Source organism: Bradyrhizobium sp. SZCCHNR1051 (genome assembly GCF_032489615.1).
Lineage (GTDB): Bacteria > Pseudomonadota > Alphaproteobacteria > Rhizobiales > Xanthobacteraceae > Bradyrhizobium.
On record NZ_JAUEYJ010000012.1, the window covers coordinates 119,601 to 134,919 of the forward strand.

Annotated in this window: 12 protein-coding genes; 4 read left to right on the forward strand and 8 right to left on the reverse strand. The window is 65.5% G+C overall.

The features are described 5' to 3' along the window. The first annotated feature begins 55 nt into the window (after positions 1 to 55). Together QW868_RS16580 and QW868_RS16585 are read left to right on the forward strand one after the other, a co-directional pair. On the forward strand, positions 56 to 1,033 hold the full coding sequence (locus QW868_RS16580; protein ID WP_316230971.1) for a DMT family transporter: 978 nt from the start codon (positions 56 to 58) through the stop codon (positions 1,031 to 1,033). 122 nt (positions 1,034 to 1,155) lie between these two features. Then, a complete protein-coding gene (locus tag QW868_RS16585; RefSeq protein ID WP_316230972.1) occupies positions 1,156 to 2,511 on the forward strand; it encodes an esterase-like activity of phytase family protein in 1,356 nt (451 codons plus the stop codon). Between the two features lie 73 nt (positions 2,512 to 2,584). Here QW868_RS16585 and QW868_RS16590 read toward each other — a convergent pair whose 3' ends face one another. The 6 genes from QW868_RS16590 to QW868_RS16615 all read right to left on the reverse strand — a co-directional run bounded on the left by QW868_RS16590 (position 2,585) and on the right by QW868_RS16615 (position 11,971). Next, positions 2,585 to 4,270 carry a methyl-accepting chemotaxis protein gene (locus tag QW868_RS16590; RefSeq protein WP_315771877.1) on the reverse strand — a complete coding sequence of 562 codons (1,686 nt, stop codon included), beginning with the start codon at positions 4,268 to 4,270 and terminating at the stop codon, positions 2,585 to 2,587. A 117-nt stretch (positions 4,271 to 4,387) separates the two neighbouring features. Continuing rightward, the gene (gene ftsH, locus QW868_RS16595) at positions 4,388 to 6,244 is read right to left on the reverse strand and encodes an ATP-dependent zinc metalloprotease FtsH (protein WP_315733916.1); all 1,857 of its coding nucleotides are present in this window, start codon (positions 6,242 to 6,244) and stop codon (positions 4,388 to 4,390) included. Positions 6,245 to 6,378: 134 nt separating this feature from the next. Next, positions 6,379 to 8,046 carry a mucoidy inhibitor MuiA family protein gene (locus tag QW868_RS16600; RefSeq protein WP_316231006.1) on the reverse strand — a complete coding sequence of 556 codons (1,668 nt, stop codon included), beginning with the start codon at positions 8,044 to 8,046 and terminating at the stop codon, positions 6,379 to 6,381. A gap of 452 nt (positions 8,047 to 8,498) precedes the next feature. Continuing rightward, entirely contained in the window at positions 8,499 to 10,088 is a 1,590-nt protein-coding gene (serA, locus tag QW868_RS16605; RefSeq protein ID WP_316230973.1) for a phosphoglycerate dehydrogenase, read from the reverse strand. Between the two features lie 275 nt (positions 10,089 to 10,363). Further along, positions 10,364 to 11,536: a phosphoserine transaminase gene (locus QW868_RS16610; protein WP_316230974.1), complete on the reverse strand. Its 1,173-nt coding sequence runs from the start codon at positions 11,534 to 11,536 to the stop codon at positions 10,364 to 10,366. 144 nt (positions 11,537 to 11,680) lie between these two features. After that, on the reverse strand, positions 11,681 to 11,971 hold the full coding sequence (locus tag QW868_RS16615; protein ID WP_315733919.1) for a hypothetical protein: 291 nt from the start codon (positions 11,969 to 11,971) through the stop codon (positions 11,681 to 11,683). Between the two features lie 106 nt (positions 11,972 to 12,077). Between QW868_RS16615 and QW868_RS16620 the strand changes: the two genes are divergently transcribed. Further along, positions 12,078 to 13,064, forward strand: a complete 987-nt coding sequence (locus tag QW868_RS16620; RefSeq protein ID WP_316230975.1) for an aldo/keto reductase — start codon at positions 12,078 to 12,080, stop codon at positions 13,062 to 13,064. Then, a complete protein-coding gene (locus QW868_RS16625) occupies positions 13,061 to 13,912 on the forward strand; it encodes an amidohydrolase family protein (RefSeq protein WP_316230976.1) in 852 nt (283 codons plus the stop codon). Before QW868_RS16620 ends, QW868_RS16625 begins: the two co-directional genes overlap by 4 nt. A 5-nt stretch (positions 13,913 to 13,917) precedes the next feature. Here the strand turns inward: QW868_RS16625 and QW868_RS16630 are convergent, their stop codons facing one another. Continuing rightward, positions 13,918 to 14,373 carry a GNAT family N-acetyltransferase gene (locus QW868_RS16630; RefSeq protein ID WP_316230977.1) on the reverse strand — a complete coding sequence of 152 codons (456 nt, stop codon included), beginning with the start codon at positions 14,371 to 14,373 and terminating at the stop codon, positions 13,918 to 13,920. 28 nt (positions 14,374 to 14,401) lie between these two features. Further along, the gene (locus QW868_RS16635; protein ID WP_315733923.1) at positions 14,402 to 15,229 is read right to left on the reverse strand and encodes an outer membrane protein; all 828 of its coding nucleotides are present in this window, start codon (positions 15,227 to 15,229) and stop codon (positions 14,402 to 14,404) included. Positions 15,230 to 15,319 lie beyond the last annotated feature (90 nt).

The following is a 15,319-nucleotide window of genomic DNA, read 5'->3' on the forward strand; positions in this document are numbered from 1 at the left end:
ATGCATGGCACCAATCCGCTGCGCCGGCTTGCGAGGGGATACGATTCAGCCCAGATTGCCTCGTCTCTCCAAGCACGCTTGGCTGCCTTTGCCTGCCCCACACCGTCATCCGCTCTCCTGGCTGAACAACCAGCCCTATCTGCTGCTCACGCTGGCCTCGCTGTTCTGGGCCGGCAACATCGTGCTCGCGCGCTATGTGGCCGGTCATGTCCCGCCGCTGACCTTGTCCTGCATCCGCTGGGTCGGAACGTTCCTGATGCTGTGGCCTTTCGCCCGCGCGCATCTCGCCCGCGACTGGCGAACATTGCGCGCGCATTGGCCGCTGATCCTGCTGTTGTCGCTGACGGGCTTTGCCATCAACAACGCGCTGTCCTATTGGGCGATGCAATATACCCAGGCGCTGAACGGTCTCCTGATCCAATCCTCGACGCCGCTGTTCGTCGCGCTGTGGTCGCTGGCCTTGTTCGGTGTGCGCCTGACCATCGCCCAATTCGCCGGCATTGCGATGTCGCTGATCGGCGTGCTGGTGATCCTGCTGCGCGGCGATCTCGGTGCGCTCGCCGGCATCCAATTCAACCGCGGTGACCTGATGTTTGCGGGCGCGCTGATGGTATTCGGGCTCTACTCGGCCGCCATGACGCGACGGCCGGCGGTGCACCAGCTGTCGCTGATCTCAGCCTGCACGGCGGCCGGCGCCGTGCTGCTGCTGCCGTTCGCGGCTTGGGAATACGCGTCGGGCTTCGTGCTCAAGCCCGATCTGCTGTCGGTCCTGACGCTCGGCTACGTGGTCGTGTTTGCGTCGACACTGGCCTACCTGTTCTTCAATCGCGGCATCAGCCTGATCGGACCGAACCGCGCCGCGCCGTTCCTCCATCTGGTGCCATTGTTCGGCTCGGTGCTCGCGATCCTGCTCCTCGGCGAGGAGCTCAGGCTGTTCCACCTTGCGGGCTACGCGCTGGTCATTGCCGGCGTGATCATCGCGTCGCGGGTCCCGATCCGGCCTCCCGGCACGGGTGACCGACTCAAGACGTGAGCGTGCGGCAAGACGCCTCATGAAGACCGGGGAGCATCATCCGGCTGTCATCGAAATGTCAGCGCCGCGTCAGGCCTCCTGTCCAGAACGATGCGTGGATCAAGCTCCCAGGAGGCCCTCCCATGCGTCGATATCTGCTGACCACCGTTGCCGCGTTCGTTCTGAGCGCCGGCACAGCGTTCGCCCAGGGCGAAGGCGAATTCCCGGCGACGCTCTCCGGCCATGCCGTGATGCCGGCCGAGTCCTTCGTCGAGGCGCCGGCCGATGCCCCGAACGATCTCAAGACCTCCGGCAAATACACCACCGGCAAGCGCATCGACGCGATCGGCAGCGTGATGGGCAAGTCCTATGAGCGTCCGACCGGGGTGTCGCTCCCGTTCAAGGGACAACCTCTCCAGGGCCACTCCGGCATCAAGAAGATGGCCGACGGCACGTTCTGGGTCCTCACCGACAACGGCATGGGCTCGCGCTACAACTCGCCCGACTCGATGCTCTATCTGAACCACCACAAGATCGACTGGACCAGCGGCAAGGTCGAGCGGCTCGAGACGATCTTCCTGCATGATCCCGACAGGAAGGTGCCCTTCCGCATCGTCCATGAGGACACCGCCAAGCGCTATTTGACCGGTGCTGATTTCGATACCGAGGGCTTCCAGATCATCGGCGACAATCTCTGGATCGGCGACGAGTTCGGTCCCTACGTCATCAAGGCGGACAGGACCGGCAAGGTGCTGGCCGTGTTCGACACGGTCGCCGACGGCAAGCCGGTGCGCTCGCCCGACCATTGGGCGGTGCAATCGCCGGGCGCGCCAGGCGCGACCTATGCGAACGTCAACCTGCGGCGCTCGAAGGGATATGAAGGCTTTGCGTCGTCGGTGGACAGCAAGTTCATCTATGGCCTGCTCGAAGGTCCGCTGTGGGACACCGACAAGAAGGACTGGGAGAAGGTCGACGGCAAGGAAGCCTCGCGCATCCTCGAATTCGACGTCGCGGCGGAGCGGTTCACCGGCCGCTACTGGCAGTATGTGTTCGAGCAGAACGGCAACGCCATCGGCGATTTCAACATGATCGATCCCACACAGGGGCTGATCATCGAGCGTGACAATGGCGAGGGCACCAGCGACAAGGCCTGCCCGCAGGGCACGCGCGGCGACAACTGCTTTCCCGATCTCGCCAAGTTCAAGCGCGTCTACAAGATCGAACTGTCCGACGCCAACGTCGGCAAGCCGGTCCGCAAGATCGCCTTTATCGACCTGATGAAGATCAAGGATCCGGACAAAAAGGCGCGCAAGCCGCTCAACGACGGCGTGCTCGCCTTCCCGTTCTTCACGATCGAGAATGTCGACCGCGTCGACGAAACCCACATCATCGTCGGCAACGACAACAACCTGCCGTTCTCGTCCAGCCGGGATCCCAACAAGGCCGACGACAACGAGTTCGTGCTGCTGGAGGTCGGCGACTTCCTCAAAGCCAAGTGACGGCTGGCACGCCTACGACTTGACGGCCGCCGTTGATCCGAGAGCCCCGGATCAACGGCGCGCCCTGGCCTGATCAGGCCGTTCGCACCTTCGCCATGAAGCCATCGACGGCCTGCTGCAGCAGGCCCGACTGGCTGTCGAGCTCGCGCGCGCTCGACAGCACTTCGGAGGCAGCCATGCCGGTCGCTTCCGCCGCCTTGGTGACGCCGCCGATATGGGCGCTGATCTCGTTGGAGCCTGCGGCGACGGACTGGATGTTGCGGGCGATCTCGCGCGTCGCGTCGCCCTGCTGCGCGATCGAGGTCGAGATCGAATTGGTGATCTCGCTCATCTGCGCGATGGTCTGGGTGATGCCGCTGATGGCGGTGACCGCATCCTGGGTCGAGGTCTGCATCGCCGCGACCTGTGCCGAAATCTCCTCGGTCGCCTTCGCCGTCTGGTTGGCGAGCGCCTTCACCTCCGAGGCGACGACGGCAAAGCCCTTGCCGGACTCGCCGGCGCGCGCGGCTTCGATGGTGGCGTTCAGCGCCAGCAGGTTGGTCTGCGCCGCGATCGAATGGATCAGCTTGACGACCTCGCCGATCTTTTCGGCGCCGGTCGACAGGACCTGAACGGTCGCATTGGTGCGCTCCGCGTCGCCCACGGCTTTGCTCGCAATCTCGCTGGAGCGGGCGACCTGGCGCGAAATCTCATTGACCGAGCTCGACAGCTCTTCGGCCGCGGCCGCGACCGTGCCGACATTGTCGTTGGCGCTCTGGGTGGCGGCGCTGACGGTCGAGGCGCGCGAGCTGGCATCGCTCGCGGTCGAGGTCATCGATTGCGCGGTGTGCTGCATGCCCTCGGCCGCCGACGCCACCGAGCGGACGATGCCGTTGACGCTGCGCTCGAAGTCGGCGGCGAGGTTCTGCATGGCCGCGGTCCGCTCGGCGGCCGCGCGCTGCTGGGTGGCGGCCTCGGCCTGCTCGAGCTCGCGCATCCGCAGCGCGTTGTCCTTGAAGATCTGGACGGTGGCGGCCATCCCGCCGATCTCGTCGCCGCGGCCGACACCGGGAATCTCGCCATCGAGCCGGCCATCGGCGATCTCGCGCATGCGGATGCCGAGACGATCGAGCGGCACGCTGATGCTGCGGCTGATCAGCCAGGCGATCCCGCCGGCGATGACCGCGATGCCCGCGCAGGCCATCCAGATCAGCCATTTCAGGGGCTTCATCTTCGCATCGAGATCGTCGACATAGACGCCGGTGCCCACGAACGTATTCCAGCCGGGAATCATCACCGCATAGGAGATCTTGCGGGTCGGCTGCTCCTGACCGGGACGCAGATATTCGTAGTGCAAGGTGACTTCGCCGTCCTTGGCAACGCCGTCGCGCAGCTCGACGACGAGCTTGCGGCCGTTGAGCTCGAAATCGATCACATTCGAGCCACGCTGCTTCGGATCCTGGGACAACACCACGTTGCCGTCCATCGTGTAGGCGAACAGATAACCCATGCCCTTGTCGAAGGTCATCGTTCTCGCGCGATTGACGAACTCGTCGAGCGCGGCCTCCTTCGTCAGCTTGCCGGCTTCGACCTCCTTGATGAGGCCCATGGCCATGTTACGCGCGGTCTCGACGATCGCCCGGCACTGTTCGATGCGGGCGTCGACCATCTCCTTTTGCATCAGAGTGCCGGCAAACGTACCGGCCGCGGCAAGGCCCAGCATCGCCACGCCGACGACGATGGCGAGCTTGGGGGCGATCTTCAGGTTATTCAGCAGCACGTAACGAACTCCGCCCGGTCCCCGATCGACGACCTCGATCTGTTAAGGTGAGCTGCTTGTCAACTGATCAGGCGATGGTTAGATTTCGGTTGCGAACACCCCCCGTAGAAACCCGGATCAGCTCGAGACAACGGCATCCCGGACCGGGACCGCAGCGGAGGCCGGCCGCAACGGCGCAAACTCCTCGGCGGTCAGCGTCTCCTTGGCGATCAGGAGCGTGACGCCGCGCTCGAGGTCCGGGCGATGGCTTTCGAGGATCGCGCGAGCGCGGGCGCCGCCGTCTGCGATCAGATCCCGCACGGCGAGATCGATCTCGCGGCCGGTCTCCTCCGCCGCCGACACGATCTGATCCTGTGGCTGCAGGAACGAGACCTGTGGACGCGGCGCGTATGTGCGCTGCCCGACGGTCGCATCCATCCCGTATTTGGTGACCATCTCGATCGCGATCTCGGTCGCACGCTGCAGATCGTCGGCGGCACCGGTCGAGACGTCGCCGTCGAAGATCAACTGCTCGGAAGCCCGTCCGCCCATCAGCACGGCGATGCGGTTCTTCAATTCGCTGACCGCGAGCAGGAAGCGATCCTCGGTCGGGCGCTGCATCGTGTAGCCGAGCGCGCCGACGCCGCGCGGAATGATCGAGACCTTCTGCACCGGATCGACGCCGACGAGATTGGCTGCGACCAGCGCGTGCCCCATCTCGTGATAGGCGACGCGGCGGCGCTCGGCGGGACTGAGCACGCGGCTCTTCTTCTCGATGCCGGCGACGATGCGCTCGATCGCCATCGTGAAATCGTCGAACGTCACCTCGTGGCCCTTGCGGCGCGTCGCCGCGATCGCAGCCTCGTTGATCAGGTTGGCGAGGTCGGCGCCGGTGAAGCCGGTCGTCAGGGCCGCGACCTTGTCGAGATCGACGCTGTCGGCGACCGTGATCTTGCGGACATGCACCTTGAGAATGGCAAGCCGCCCGCCCCTGTCGGGACGGTCGACCAGCACCTGCCGATCGAAGCGGCCAGCGCGCATGAGTGCGGGATCGAGGATCTCCGGCCGGTTGGTCGCGGCGAGCAGGATGACGCCGGAGCTTGGGTCGAAGCCGTCGAGCTCCGCCAGCAATTGATTGAGCGTCTGCTCCTTCTCGTCGTAGCCGCCAAACTGGCCGCCGCCGCTTCGGCTGCGCCCGAGGGCATCGAGCTCGTCGATGAAGATGATGCAGGGCGCGGCCTTGCGCGCCTGCTCGAACAGGTCGCGCACCCGCGCGGCGCCGACGCCGACGAACATCTCGACGAATTCGGATCCGGAGATGGAGAAGAACGCCACACCCGCTTCGCCCGCGACGGCGCGCGCGAGCAGCGTCTTGCCGGTGCCGGGCGGGCCGACCAGCAGGATGCCCTTGGGCACGTGTGCGCCGAGCCGGCCATAGCTCTTCGGATCCTTCAGGAACTGCACGACCTCCTGCAGCTCGAACTTGGCCTCGTCGACGCCAGCGACATCGGCGAAGGTCACCTTGGTGTCGGTCTCGACATAGACCTTGGCGCGCGACTTGCCGATCGACATCAGGCCGCCGAAGCCCTGGCGGTCCATCACCTTGCGGCCGAGGAACACCCAGATCAGATAGAACATCAGCGCCGGCACGACCCAGGACAGCAGCGCCTGAATCAGCCCGCCCGAGGGTACGCCGGTCACCGTCACGCCCTTCGCGGCAAGCTTCGCCGCCAACGGCGGATCGACACGCGTGGTGATGAACGAGGTCTTGCCGTCCGGCTGCTTGTCCTTGAACTTGCCCTGGATCGTATCCTGGCCAACCGCCACTTCGGTGATCTTGCCCTGCTCGATCAGCTGCTCGAACTGGCTATAGGGAATGGTTTCGACCGTGTTGTAGGTCGTCAGCAGCCATTGCAGCAGCAGCATGCCGACGCCGGCGAGGAAGATGTAGCCGACGGCGACGGCCTGCTTGCGGGTGTTCGGGTCGGATTCCATGGCGGCGCTCTCGGTCGAGTTCGATCACGGCCGGACAGGACGTGATCGAACGGGTTCCCACGCGCATAACAGGAGCGGGACCGGGCGGCTTGTCATGGATCAAACGGCGCCGGCCCGTGGCCTCACGCCCCGCTTCAACCCGACGGCTGCATCACGATCGACTTGTCCTTCGGCCAGCGCACCCGCCAGGCGAAGGCGATATCCTTGGCCTCGCCCGGTTTGGCGTCGATGACCCATTCGACGACGCCGCGGCGATCGCGCACGTTCGTCGACGTCGGCGGCGTGGTCGCGGACAGCATCTCGACCACGATCTCCTCGTTCTCGCTGACCGGCAGCTGATCCTGGATCGCGACCTTCAGCGGGAAGTCGTGAGCGTTGCGGACCGTCGTCTTGAAGGTGCGCTCGTCGATCTTCGCCGTCGTCACGATCAGGCCGGCCGAGCCTTCGTTGCGCTTGACCACACTGCGCTCGACCTTGACTTTGTCGTCGGCCCCGAAGCCGACATGAACGACCTCGTCCTTGCCGGCCGACGCCAGTCTGCTGGTGCCGACGAACATGCCGTCGCGATAGATCGAGACCTTGCCCGGCAGCAGCGGTGCCTCCTCGTTCTGCGGGAAGCTCGCTTCGAGGTAGGCGGTGGGATCGATGACGGGCGCCGAACGGATCGTCAGTTCGGGCGTGATCGTCGCGGTGGAAATACGCAGGCTCTTCGCGCCATCATTGGCACCGACGCTGACGCGTCCGGGGAGGTGAAAGACGGTCTGAAAGGCGCTGATCTCCGCAACCGTCTGCTGCTCGACGGCCTTGTCCGCGACATCTCCGAACGTCGTCCCTCCGCCAAAGCGAAACTCCTGTCGGCTCTCCATGAGTCCTCGCGCGGCGCTGACGGCGGCCGGCTTCGGCGCTGGCTGTGGCGGCGGCGGATATTGCGCGATGATCGTCCTGAGCTCGGGCGCGCTGCCGCCGCGTCCGGTCCGCACCGTCGAAACCGTCAGCGCGACCTCGGACCAGTCCTCCCCCGTGGCCTGCTGGATCTCGGCGCGTCGCACCAGTTCGAGAGCCGGTTTGCGGTCCTTCGCCGACGTGTCGAGACGCGCGTCGTAGAGCGGCACCCAGCGGGCATTGCGCACCGCGTAGGTCACGCGCAAGGTCGCCTTGGTCGCTGCTGCAGCCGACAATTCGATCCGCACCTCCAGCTTGCTCGGGGGCTTCGTCGTGAGATTGTCCTGCAGGCGCGCGATCTCGCGATCGATCTCGCGCTGCTTGCGCTCGGCATCACGGATCGCCGCGTCGGCCTGTCCAACCTCGTCGGCAACGGCGGCGAACGCGGCACGCCATTCTGTGATCGGACGCGCCTCGCCCTTCTCGCCGAGCCCGGCCGGTGACGCCTCGGCAAAACGCTCGGCAAATTTCTTCCGCGCCAGGGCCGCGGCGATCGTGCCATCGAGATTGGCGCGCTCGTCCTTCAGCGCTTCGATGCGCTTGTCGATGTCGGGCAGGTTGACCGGCGGCGCCGCACGCGGCGGCTTGGCGTCGACGGTGCCGATCACGAGCTTGGCGCCGGCCTCGCCTTCCACACGAAGCGAGGACGCATCGAGTCCGAGCGGGAAGTCCTTGGCAATCGCCGTCGTGTCGCCGGCGGGAAGGTCGAGCGAGATGACCCGGGTCACGGTCGCGCCGTCGGGATACACGGTGACGGCATCGACGGTGGACGTCGCGTCGAGGTTTGCAGCATGGCCCGGCGCCGCCGCCAGCGAGGCACCGAGAACGAGAGTTGTCGTAACCAGCCACGTCGTTCGCATTGCCATCGATCTCTCCGTATCCCAGCCCTGAGAACCGGAGGAGCCGGTCCCTTGCGGGGCGTTAGACGCCACGAGAGGTCCGCGGGTTCAAATCGTGCGACCGCAAAGCTTGCCGTTGAAATTCCGCCGAGCACAGACGAGCACAGAAAAAGGCAGCACGGCCACGGTGCCGTGCTGCCCCTTTCCGGTCGGTCAATTTGGCCCAGCGCGTGAAGAGTTGAGGTCTGGTTGCGAACCGCGAAGGATGTGCGCTCCCTCTCCCGCTTGCGGGGGAGTGCTGGGGTGGGGGTGTCTCCTCAATTGAGGCTGCCCGAGTGGAGGGAGCCCTCACCCGGCGCTTCGCGCCGACCTCCCCCGCTCTGGCGAAGCGAAGCTTCGCTTGACGGGAGAGGTGAACTGAGCCAGCGGCTAAGTCGATTCAACCAAGAAGCACCGCGCGCTCCAGCGCGTCATCAGAACGCCAGCGCCTTGGCCTGCTTGACCTGCGGCAATGCCTGGATCTTGGCGAGCAGCTCGGCCGGCACCGCACCGTCGACCTCGACCAGCGCGATCGCGTCGCTGCCCGGCGCCACGCGGCCGAGATGGAAGGTCGCGATGTTGATCTTGGCGTCGCCGAGGAGGCTTGCGAACTTGCCGATGAAGCCCGGCTTGTCCTCGTTGGTGACGTAGATCATCGACTTGCCGAACTCGGCGTCGACACGGATGCCCTTGATGTCGACGAGACGCGGCTTGCCGTCGGCGTAGACCGTGCCCGACACCGCGCGCTCCTGGTGCTCGGTGGTGACCGCGACCGTGATCAGGCTCTCATAGTCGCTCTCGCCGGCGCGCAGCACCTCGTCGACGATCATGCCGCGCTCCTTGGCGATCACCGGCGCCGACACGACGTTGACCTCGCCCAGCATCGGCCGCAGCAGCCCGGCCAGCACCGCCGAGGTCAGCGCCCGGGTCTTCATCTCGGCGACGTGGCCTTCATAGGTGATCTGGATCTTGGTGATGCTGCTCTCGGTGAGCTGGCCCGCGAACGAGCCGAGCTTCTCGGCGAGCGCGATGAACGGCTTCAGCTTGGGCGCTTCTTCCGCGGTGATCGACGGGAAGTTGATCGCGTTCGAGATCGCGCCGGTGAGCAGGTAGTCCGACATCTGCTCTGCGATCTGCAGCGCGACATTCTCCTGCGCTTCCGTGGTCGAAGCGCCGAGATGCGGCGTGCAGATCACATTGGCATGACCGAACAGCGGATTGCTGGTCGCCGGCTCCTCGGCGAACACGTCGAGCGCCGCACCCGCGACATGCTTGCTGTCGAGGGCCTCGAGCAGCGCCTGCTCGTCGATCAGGCCGCCGCGCGCGCAATTGATGATGCGCACGCCCTGCTTCATCTTGGCGATCGCCGCGGCATCGATGATGTTGCGGGTCTTGTCGGTCAGCGGCGTGTGCAGCGTGATGAAGTCGGCGCGCTTCAGCAGCTCCTCGAGCTCGACCTTCTCGACACCGAGATCGAGCGCGCGCTCCTCGGTGAGGAACGGATCGAAGCCGATCACCTTCATGCGCAGGCCCTGCGCACGGTCGCAGACGATCGAGCCGATATTGCCGCAGCCGATCACGCCCAGCGTCTTGCCGGTGATCTCGACGCCCATGAAGCGGTTCTTCTCCCACTTGCCGGCCTGGGTCGAGGCGTCGGCCTGCGGGATCTCGCGCGCCAGCGACAGCATCATCGTGATCGCGTGCTCGGCGGTCGTGATCGAATTGCCGAACGGCGTGTTCATCACGATGATGCCCTTGGCGGTCGCCGCGGGAATCTCGACATTGTCGACGCCGATGCCGGCGCGGCCGATCACCTTGAGCCGCTTGGCGCGCTCGATGATCTTGGCCGTGGCCTTGGTCGCGGAGCGAATCGCAAGGCCGTCATAGTCGCCGATGATGTCGGCGAGTTTGTCCTTGTCCTTGCCGAGATTGGGCTGGAAGTCGACCTCGATGCCGCGATCCTTGAAGATCTGCACGGCAGCCGGCGACAGCGCATCGGAAATGAGAACTTTGGGTTTGGACATGACGATGTTCCTTCACGCCTCTCGCGAGAGAGGGACAGCGCATCGGCGCCGGAATGGGTGGAAGCAATCGAATCGTAGGGTGGGCAAAGCGCAGCGTGCCCACCGTCTTTCGCGTCGGTTGACGTTGATGGTGGGCACGGCGCTTCACGCCTTTGCCCACCCTACGCGTCTTGAATTTCGTCATTGCGAGGAGCGGAGCGACGAAGCAATCCAGACTTTCTTCGTGGCCCTGGATTGCTTCGCTGCGCTCGCAATGACGGCACGACGAGCGTGGGTCAGGCCGCCTTGGGCAGCGCGGCCTTGGCTTCGGTGAATGCCCAGTCGATCCACTGCGTCAGCAGCGCGACGTCCTTGGCTTCCACGGTGGCGCCGCACCAGATGCGCAGGCCGGCCGGCGCATCGCGGTAGTGCGCGAAGTCGAAGCCGGCGTTCTCCTTCTCGACCAGCGACACCAGCTTCTTGGCGAACTCCGCCTGGGCATCGGCCGACAGCGACGTGATCGCGGGATCGACGACCTTGAGGCACACTGAGGTGTTAGAGCGGATGGCGGGATCCTTGGCGAGAAAATCGATCCACGGCGTCCGCGCCTTCCAGTCCGCCAGCACCTTGGTGTTGGCGTCGGCGCGGGCGATCAGCGCCTTGAGGCCGCCGATCGACTTGCCCCAGTTGAGCGCGTCCAGATAGTCCTCGACGCACAGCATCGATGGCGTGTTGATGGTCTCGCCCTCGAAAATGCCGGCGTTGAGCTTGCCGCCCTTGGTGAGGCGGAAAATCTTCGGCAGCGGCCAGGCCGGTTTGTAGGTCTCGAGGCGCTCCACCGCGCGCGGCGAGAGGATGAGCATGCCATGCGCGGCCTCGCCGCCGAGCGCCTTCTGCCAGGAGAAGGTGACGACGTCGAGCTTCGGCCAGTCGAGCGGCTGCGCGAATGCGGCCGAGGTGGCGTCGCAGATCGTCAGGCCTTCACGGCTCGCGCTGATCCAGTCGGCATTCGGGACGCGCACGCCCGACGTGGTGCCGTTCCAGGTAAAGACCACGTCGCTTGCCGGATCGACTTTCGACAGATCGGGGATCTCGCCATAACCGGCGTGCAGCTTGGTGACGTCCTTGAGCTTGAGCTCCTTGACGATGTCGCTGACCCAGCCTTCGCCGAAGGATTCCCAGGCGATCGTGGTGACGGGCCGCGCACCGAGCAGCGACCATAGCGCCATCTCGACCGCGCCGGTGTCGGACGCGGGCACGATGCCGATCTTGTAGTCGGCCGGCACTTCGAGGACATCGCGCGTCAGCTCGATGGCCTGCTTGAGCTTGGCCTTGCCGATCTTCGCGCGATGCGAACGGCCCAGGGGAGCGTCCTTGAGATTTTCGGAGGTCCATCCGGGGCGCTTGGCGCAAGGGCCGGAGGAGAAATGCGGCACGGCAGGCCGCTGCGAGGGCTTCGCTGCAGTCATCGTCTATCCTTCCAGATAGTAAGCCTCCCGTTGGGGGGAGGTGTCCCGCCGGCGTGAATACGGGAAGGGTCGTTCCGCGTCAAGGAACTTCGCGCACTCTTGTCGGCGTTCACGCAGTCGTGCTGGCATGCAAGCGAATGCAATTCATTCCGGTGCGGCACCGACCGGTGCCTGACCAGCCGGCGGACGATGCAGGAAGGTCATAGAGGCGTAGGCGCCGATCCAGGAGCCGACCGCCGCGAACGCGACGTAGATCCAGTTCTCGGTGTAGCTGATCACGGCGAAGGACGAGAGCATGTACCAGATCGAGCTCCAGGTCGCCGCTGACACTCGCCGCTTGGCAACGACCGCCGAAGTGAACATGACGTAAACCGCATCGGTCGCTGCAGTCGCCAGCACGACACCGAAGGCCGTGAGTGGATTGATCGCCGACATCGTCCTCTCCTCTTCGTTGTGCTGCACCAAGCGACGTCATTGTCTCGCCGAACGCATCCATGCACAATGACGCGATCTGTACGCGCCGAACAACAAGGACAGAACAATGGAACGCGTCCGTCTCGGGAGGAGCCCGCTCGACATCACCCGACTCGGCCTCGGCACGGCGCCGCTCGGCGGCCTGTTCGAGCCGGTCAGCGATGGCGATGCCGAAGCCACGATCGCTGCGGCGTGGGCGCGCGGGGTGCGCTTCTACGACACCGCGCCGCTCTACGGCTTCGGCCTCGCCGAGCAGAGGCTCGGTGCGTTTCTGCGCCGGCAGCCGCGCGACAGCTACGTGATCTCGACCAAGGTCGGACGGCTGCTGCGGCCGGACCCGACGGCGTCGGGCGAAGATACGCACTATAAGGGCACGCCGCCGCTGCGGCCGCAGTTCGACTATTCCTACGACGGCGTGATGCGTTCGGTCGAGGAGAGCCTGGTTCGGCTCGGCCTGGATCGCGTCGACATCCTGCTCGTCCATGATCCCGACGACCACTATGACGAAGCCGTGGCTGGCGCCTTCCGTGCCCTGCAGCGGCTGCGCGACGACGGTAGCATCAAGGCGATCGGCGCCGGCATGAACCAGTCGGAGATGCTGGCGCGCTTCGCCGAGGCCGTTCCGGTCGACTGCTTTCTCCTGGCGGGCCGCTACACGCTGCTCGACCAGGGCGCGCTGACGGCGCTGTTTCCGATCTGCCGCGCGAGGAACATCGCCATCATTCTCGGCGGCATCTACAACAGCGGCATCCTCGCCAATCCTTACGGGCCCGCGAAGTTCAACTACGAAGATGCCGATGCCGCCTTGGTGGCCCGCGCGCGCCAGCTCGACGCCCTGTGCAAGCAACACGGCACCGAGCTCAAGGCCGCCGCGATCCAGTTCTGTCTCGCCCATCCCGCCGTCACCGTCGGCCTGCAGGGCGCGCGCAATGCGCAGGAGGCGGCCGACAACATCGCGTTGGCGCAGACGCGAATCCCCGACACGTTCTGGCGCGACCTGCGCGCCAGCAATCTGATCGATGCCCGGGCGCCGCTGCCGGGAGAGGCGCCATGAGCTGCGTCATCGATGCGCATCAGCACTTCTGGGATCCCGGTCGCGCCGACTATCCGTGGATGGCCGGCGACGCGCTGGCGCCGATCCGCCGTCCGTATGGTCCCGCCGACCTCGCCCCGCTGCTCGCCGAAAATGGCCTCGACGCCAGCATCCTTGTGCAGACCCGGTCGTCGCTCGACGAGACCGAGGAATTCCTGCGCGTCGCGCACGCGACGCCGTTCGTCGCCGGTGTCGTCGGCTGGGTCGACCTGAGCGATCCATCGGTAGGGTCGACGATCGACAGGCTGCGCGGCCTGCCCGGCGGCGACAGGCTGGTCGGCATCCGCCACCAGGTCCATGACGAGGCCGATCCGGCGTGGATCTATCGCGGCGATGTCAGGCGCGGCCTCGACATCGTGTTCGCGCACGACCTGACCTACGATCTGCTGGTGCGCACGCGCGAGCTGCCGGCGGCGATCGCGACCGTGCGCGCGTTTCCAAGAGCACGCTTCGTGCTGGACCACGCCGCCAAGCCGCCGATCGTAACCGGGTTCGATCAGGACTGGGCCGATCGCATCGCCGAGCTCGGGGCCTGCGGCAATGTCTGGTGCAAGGTGTCGGGGCTCGCCACGGAAGCCGTCTGGACCGACTGGGATGCCGAGCGGCTGTTTCCCTATGTCGCGCACGTCGCACGCTGCTTCGGCGCCGACAGGCTGATCTTCGGCTCGGACTGGCCGGTGTGCCTGCTCGCCGGCAGCTATGGCGAAATCAAGCAGGCGCTCCAGCACTGCCTGGCCCGGCTCGGTGCCGAGGTCCGCGACAAGGCCTTCGGCCCGAACGCCGTCGCAGCCTACCGCCTGCCGCTCTGATTAGATCAGAACCGCATCAGCATGCCGAAATGGCTCTTGGCGAAGCCGAGCCGCTCATAGAAGCGCTGTGCGTCGGTGCGGCTCTGATGCGTCATGAGCTCGACCAGATTGCAGCGCCGGCTGCGGGCCTCGGCAATCGCCCATTGCAGCAGCTGCTCGCCGATGCCCCGGCTGCGCCGGTCGATTGCGACCCGAACGTCTTCGATCAGCGCGCGCGACGCACCTTGCGAGCTGAGCCCGGGCAGGATGCAGAGTTGCAGGCAGCCGACCACCCTGTCCGCCTCCACGGCGACGACCAGGGTGATATTCGCGTCCCGCACGATCGCCTCGAATGCGTCATAGTAGGACTGCGGCAACGGCTGCTCGACACGCTCCCGCGCCCGGCCGAGATGATCGTCGGCGAGCATGGCGACAATGGCGCCGACGTCGTCGCGTTGCGCAGGCCGGATCATGATGGACATGAGCTTTCAGGACAGGCTTGCAAACAGCTCAGAACTTGTAGCCGAGGCCCGCGCGCACCGTGTTGATGCTGGTGTCGACGGTCGAGGTGAAGCGGATGTATTCGTATTCGGCCCGCGCAAACAGGCCGCCGACGAGATTGACGTCGACGCCGAGACCGGCGCTGTAGCCATAGATCAGGTGATTGTGCTGAATGTTGTTGGCGCTGAGCGGCGCGAGCGGCGTGTAGGTCCCCAGAAAAGTGGTGCTGACCCGATCCTGAACCGTCACGGACTGGCCGAGATCTGCATTGCCGAGCGCAAGGCCGAAGAACCCATAAGGCAGGAAACAGCCCATTGCATAGCCGGCACGACCCCGGATCGTTGCCATGTCGGTGATCGATATCTGCGAGGACTGCGTCGAGGTCACGGCGTGAAAATTGCCGTCAGACAGTGCGGCCGTGCTGACAAGCGTGCGGCTCGAAGAGGCCATGCCGCCATACTTGCCATGCAGATAGCTCGCCTCGACGCCGAGCACGACGTCGTCCCACTGACTGTTGTAGCCGACGAAGGCGCCGAAGCCAGATGCGCGCGAGGACTGCTTGCCGAGATTGGGGTTCCACGACGATACCTGCATCTGGCTCTCGATCAGCGTGTTGGCAAGCACCGCCGCCGTGATGTTCTTGGTCGAGCCGTTGAAATTCTCATCGGACGAGCCGTAGCCGCCCTGGACGCCGACGTAATAGCCGTCCCAGTTGACCCGCGAATTGTTCAGGCCCTCGGTCAGGCCGCCCCGCAGGATCGGAAGGTCGGACAAATCCGCGGCCTGCGCCGCGGAGATCATGCCGCACACCGAAACCGCCACCACCAGGCTACGCATCGCAACGCTCCAATCAACGCTTGACTCTCTGTTCCGATCATCGCGCGTTAACCTTAATCATTCGTTGTCGCAGCGCTCTGCACGGAAATT

Bases quoted from the DNA above. Each gene is read 5' to 3' on its own strand.
- QW868_RS16585 (WP_316230972.1), top strand. From the start codon at position 1,156: ATGCGTCGATATCTGCTGACCACCGTTGCCGCGTTCGTTCTGAGCGCC.
- ftsH (WP_315733916.1), bottom strand. From the start codon at position 6,244: ATGGAATCCGACCCGAACACCCGCAAGCAGGCCGTCGCCGTCGGCTAC.
- QW868_RS16600 (WP_316231006.1), bottom strand. From the start codon at position 8,046: ATGCGAACGACGTGGCTGGTTACGACAACTCTCGTTCTCGGTGCCTCG.
- serA (WP_316230973.1), bottom strand. From the start codon at position 10,088: ATGTCCAAACCCAAAGTTCTCATTTCCGATGCGCTGTCGCCGGCTGCC.
- QW868_RS16610 (WP_316230974.1), bottom strand. From the start codon at position 11,536: ATGACTGCAGCGAAGCCCTCGCAGCGGCCTGCCGTGCCGCATTTCTCC.
- QW868_RS16615 (WP_315733919.1), bottom strand. From the start codon at position 11,971: ATGTCGGCGATCAATCCACTCACGGCCTTCGGTGTCGTGCTGGCGACT.
- QW868_RS16620 (WP_316230975.1), top strand. From the start codon at position 12,078: ATGGAACGCGTCCGTCTCGGGAGGAGCCCGCTCGACATCACCCGACTC.
- QW868_RS16625 (WP_316230976.1), top strand. From the start codon at position 13,061: ATGAGCTGCGTCATCGATGCGCATCAGCACTTCTGGGATCCCGGTCGC.
- QW868_RS16630 (WP_316230977.1), bottom strand. From the start codon at position 14,373: ATGTCCATCATGATCCGGCCTGCGCAACGCGACGACGTCGGCGCCATT.
- QW868_RS16635 (WP_315733923.1), bottom strand. From the start codon at position 15,229: ATGCGTAGCCTGGTGGTGGCGGTTTCGGTGTGCGGCATGATCTCCGCG.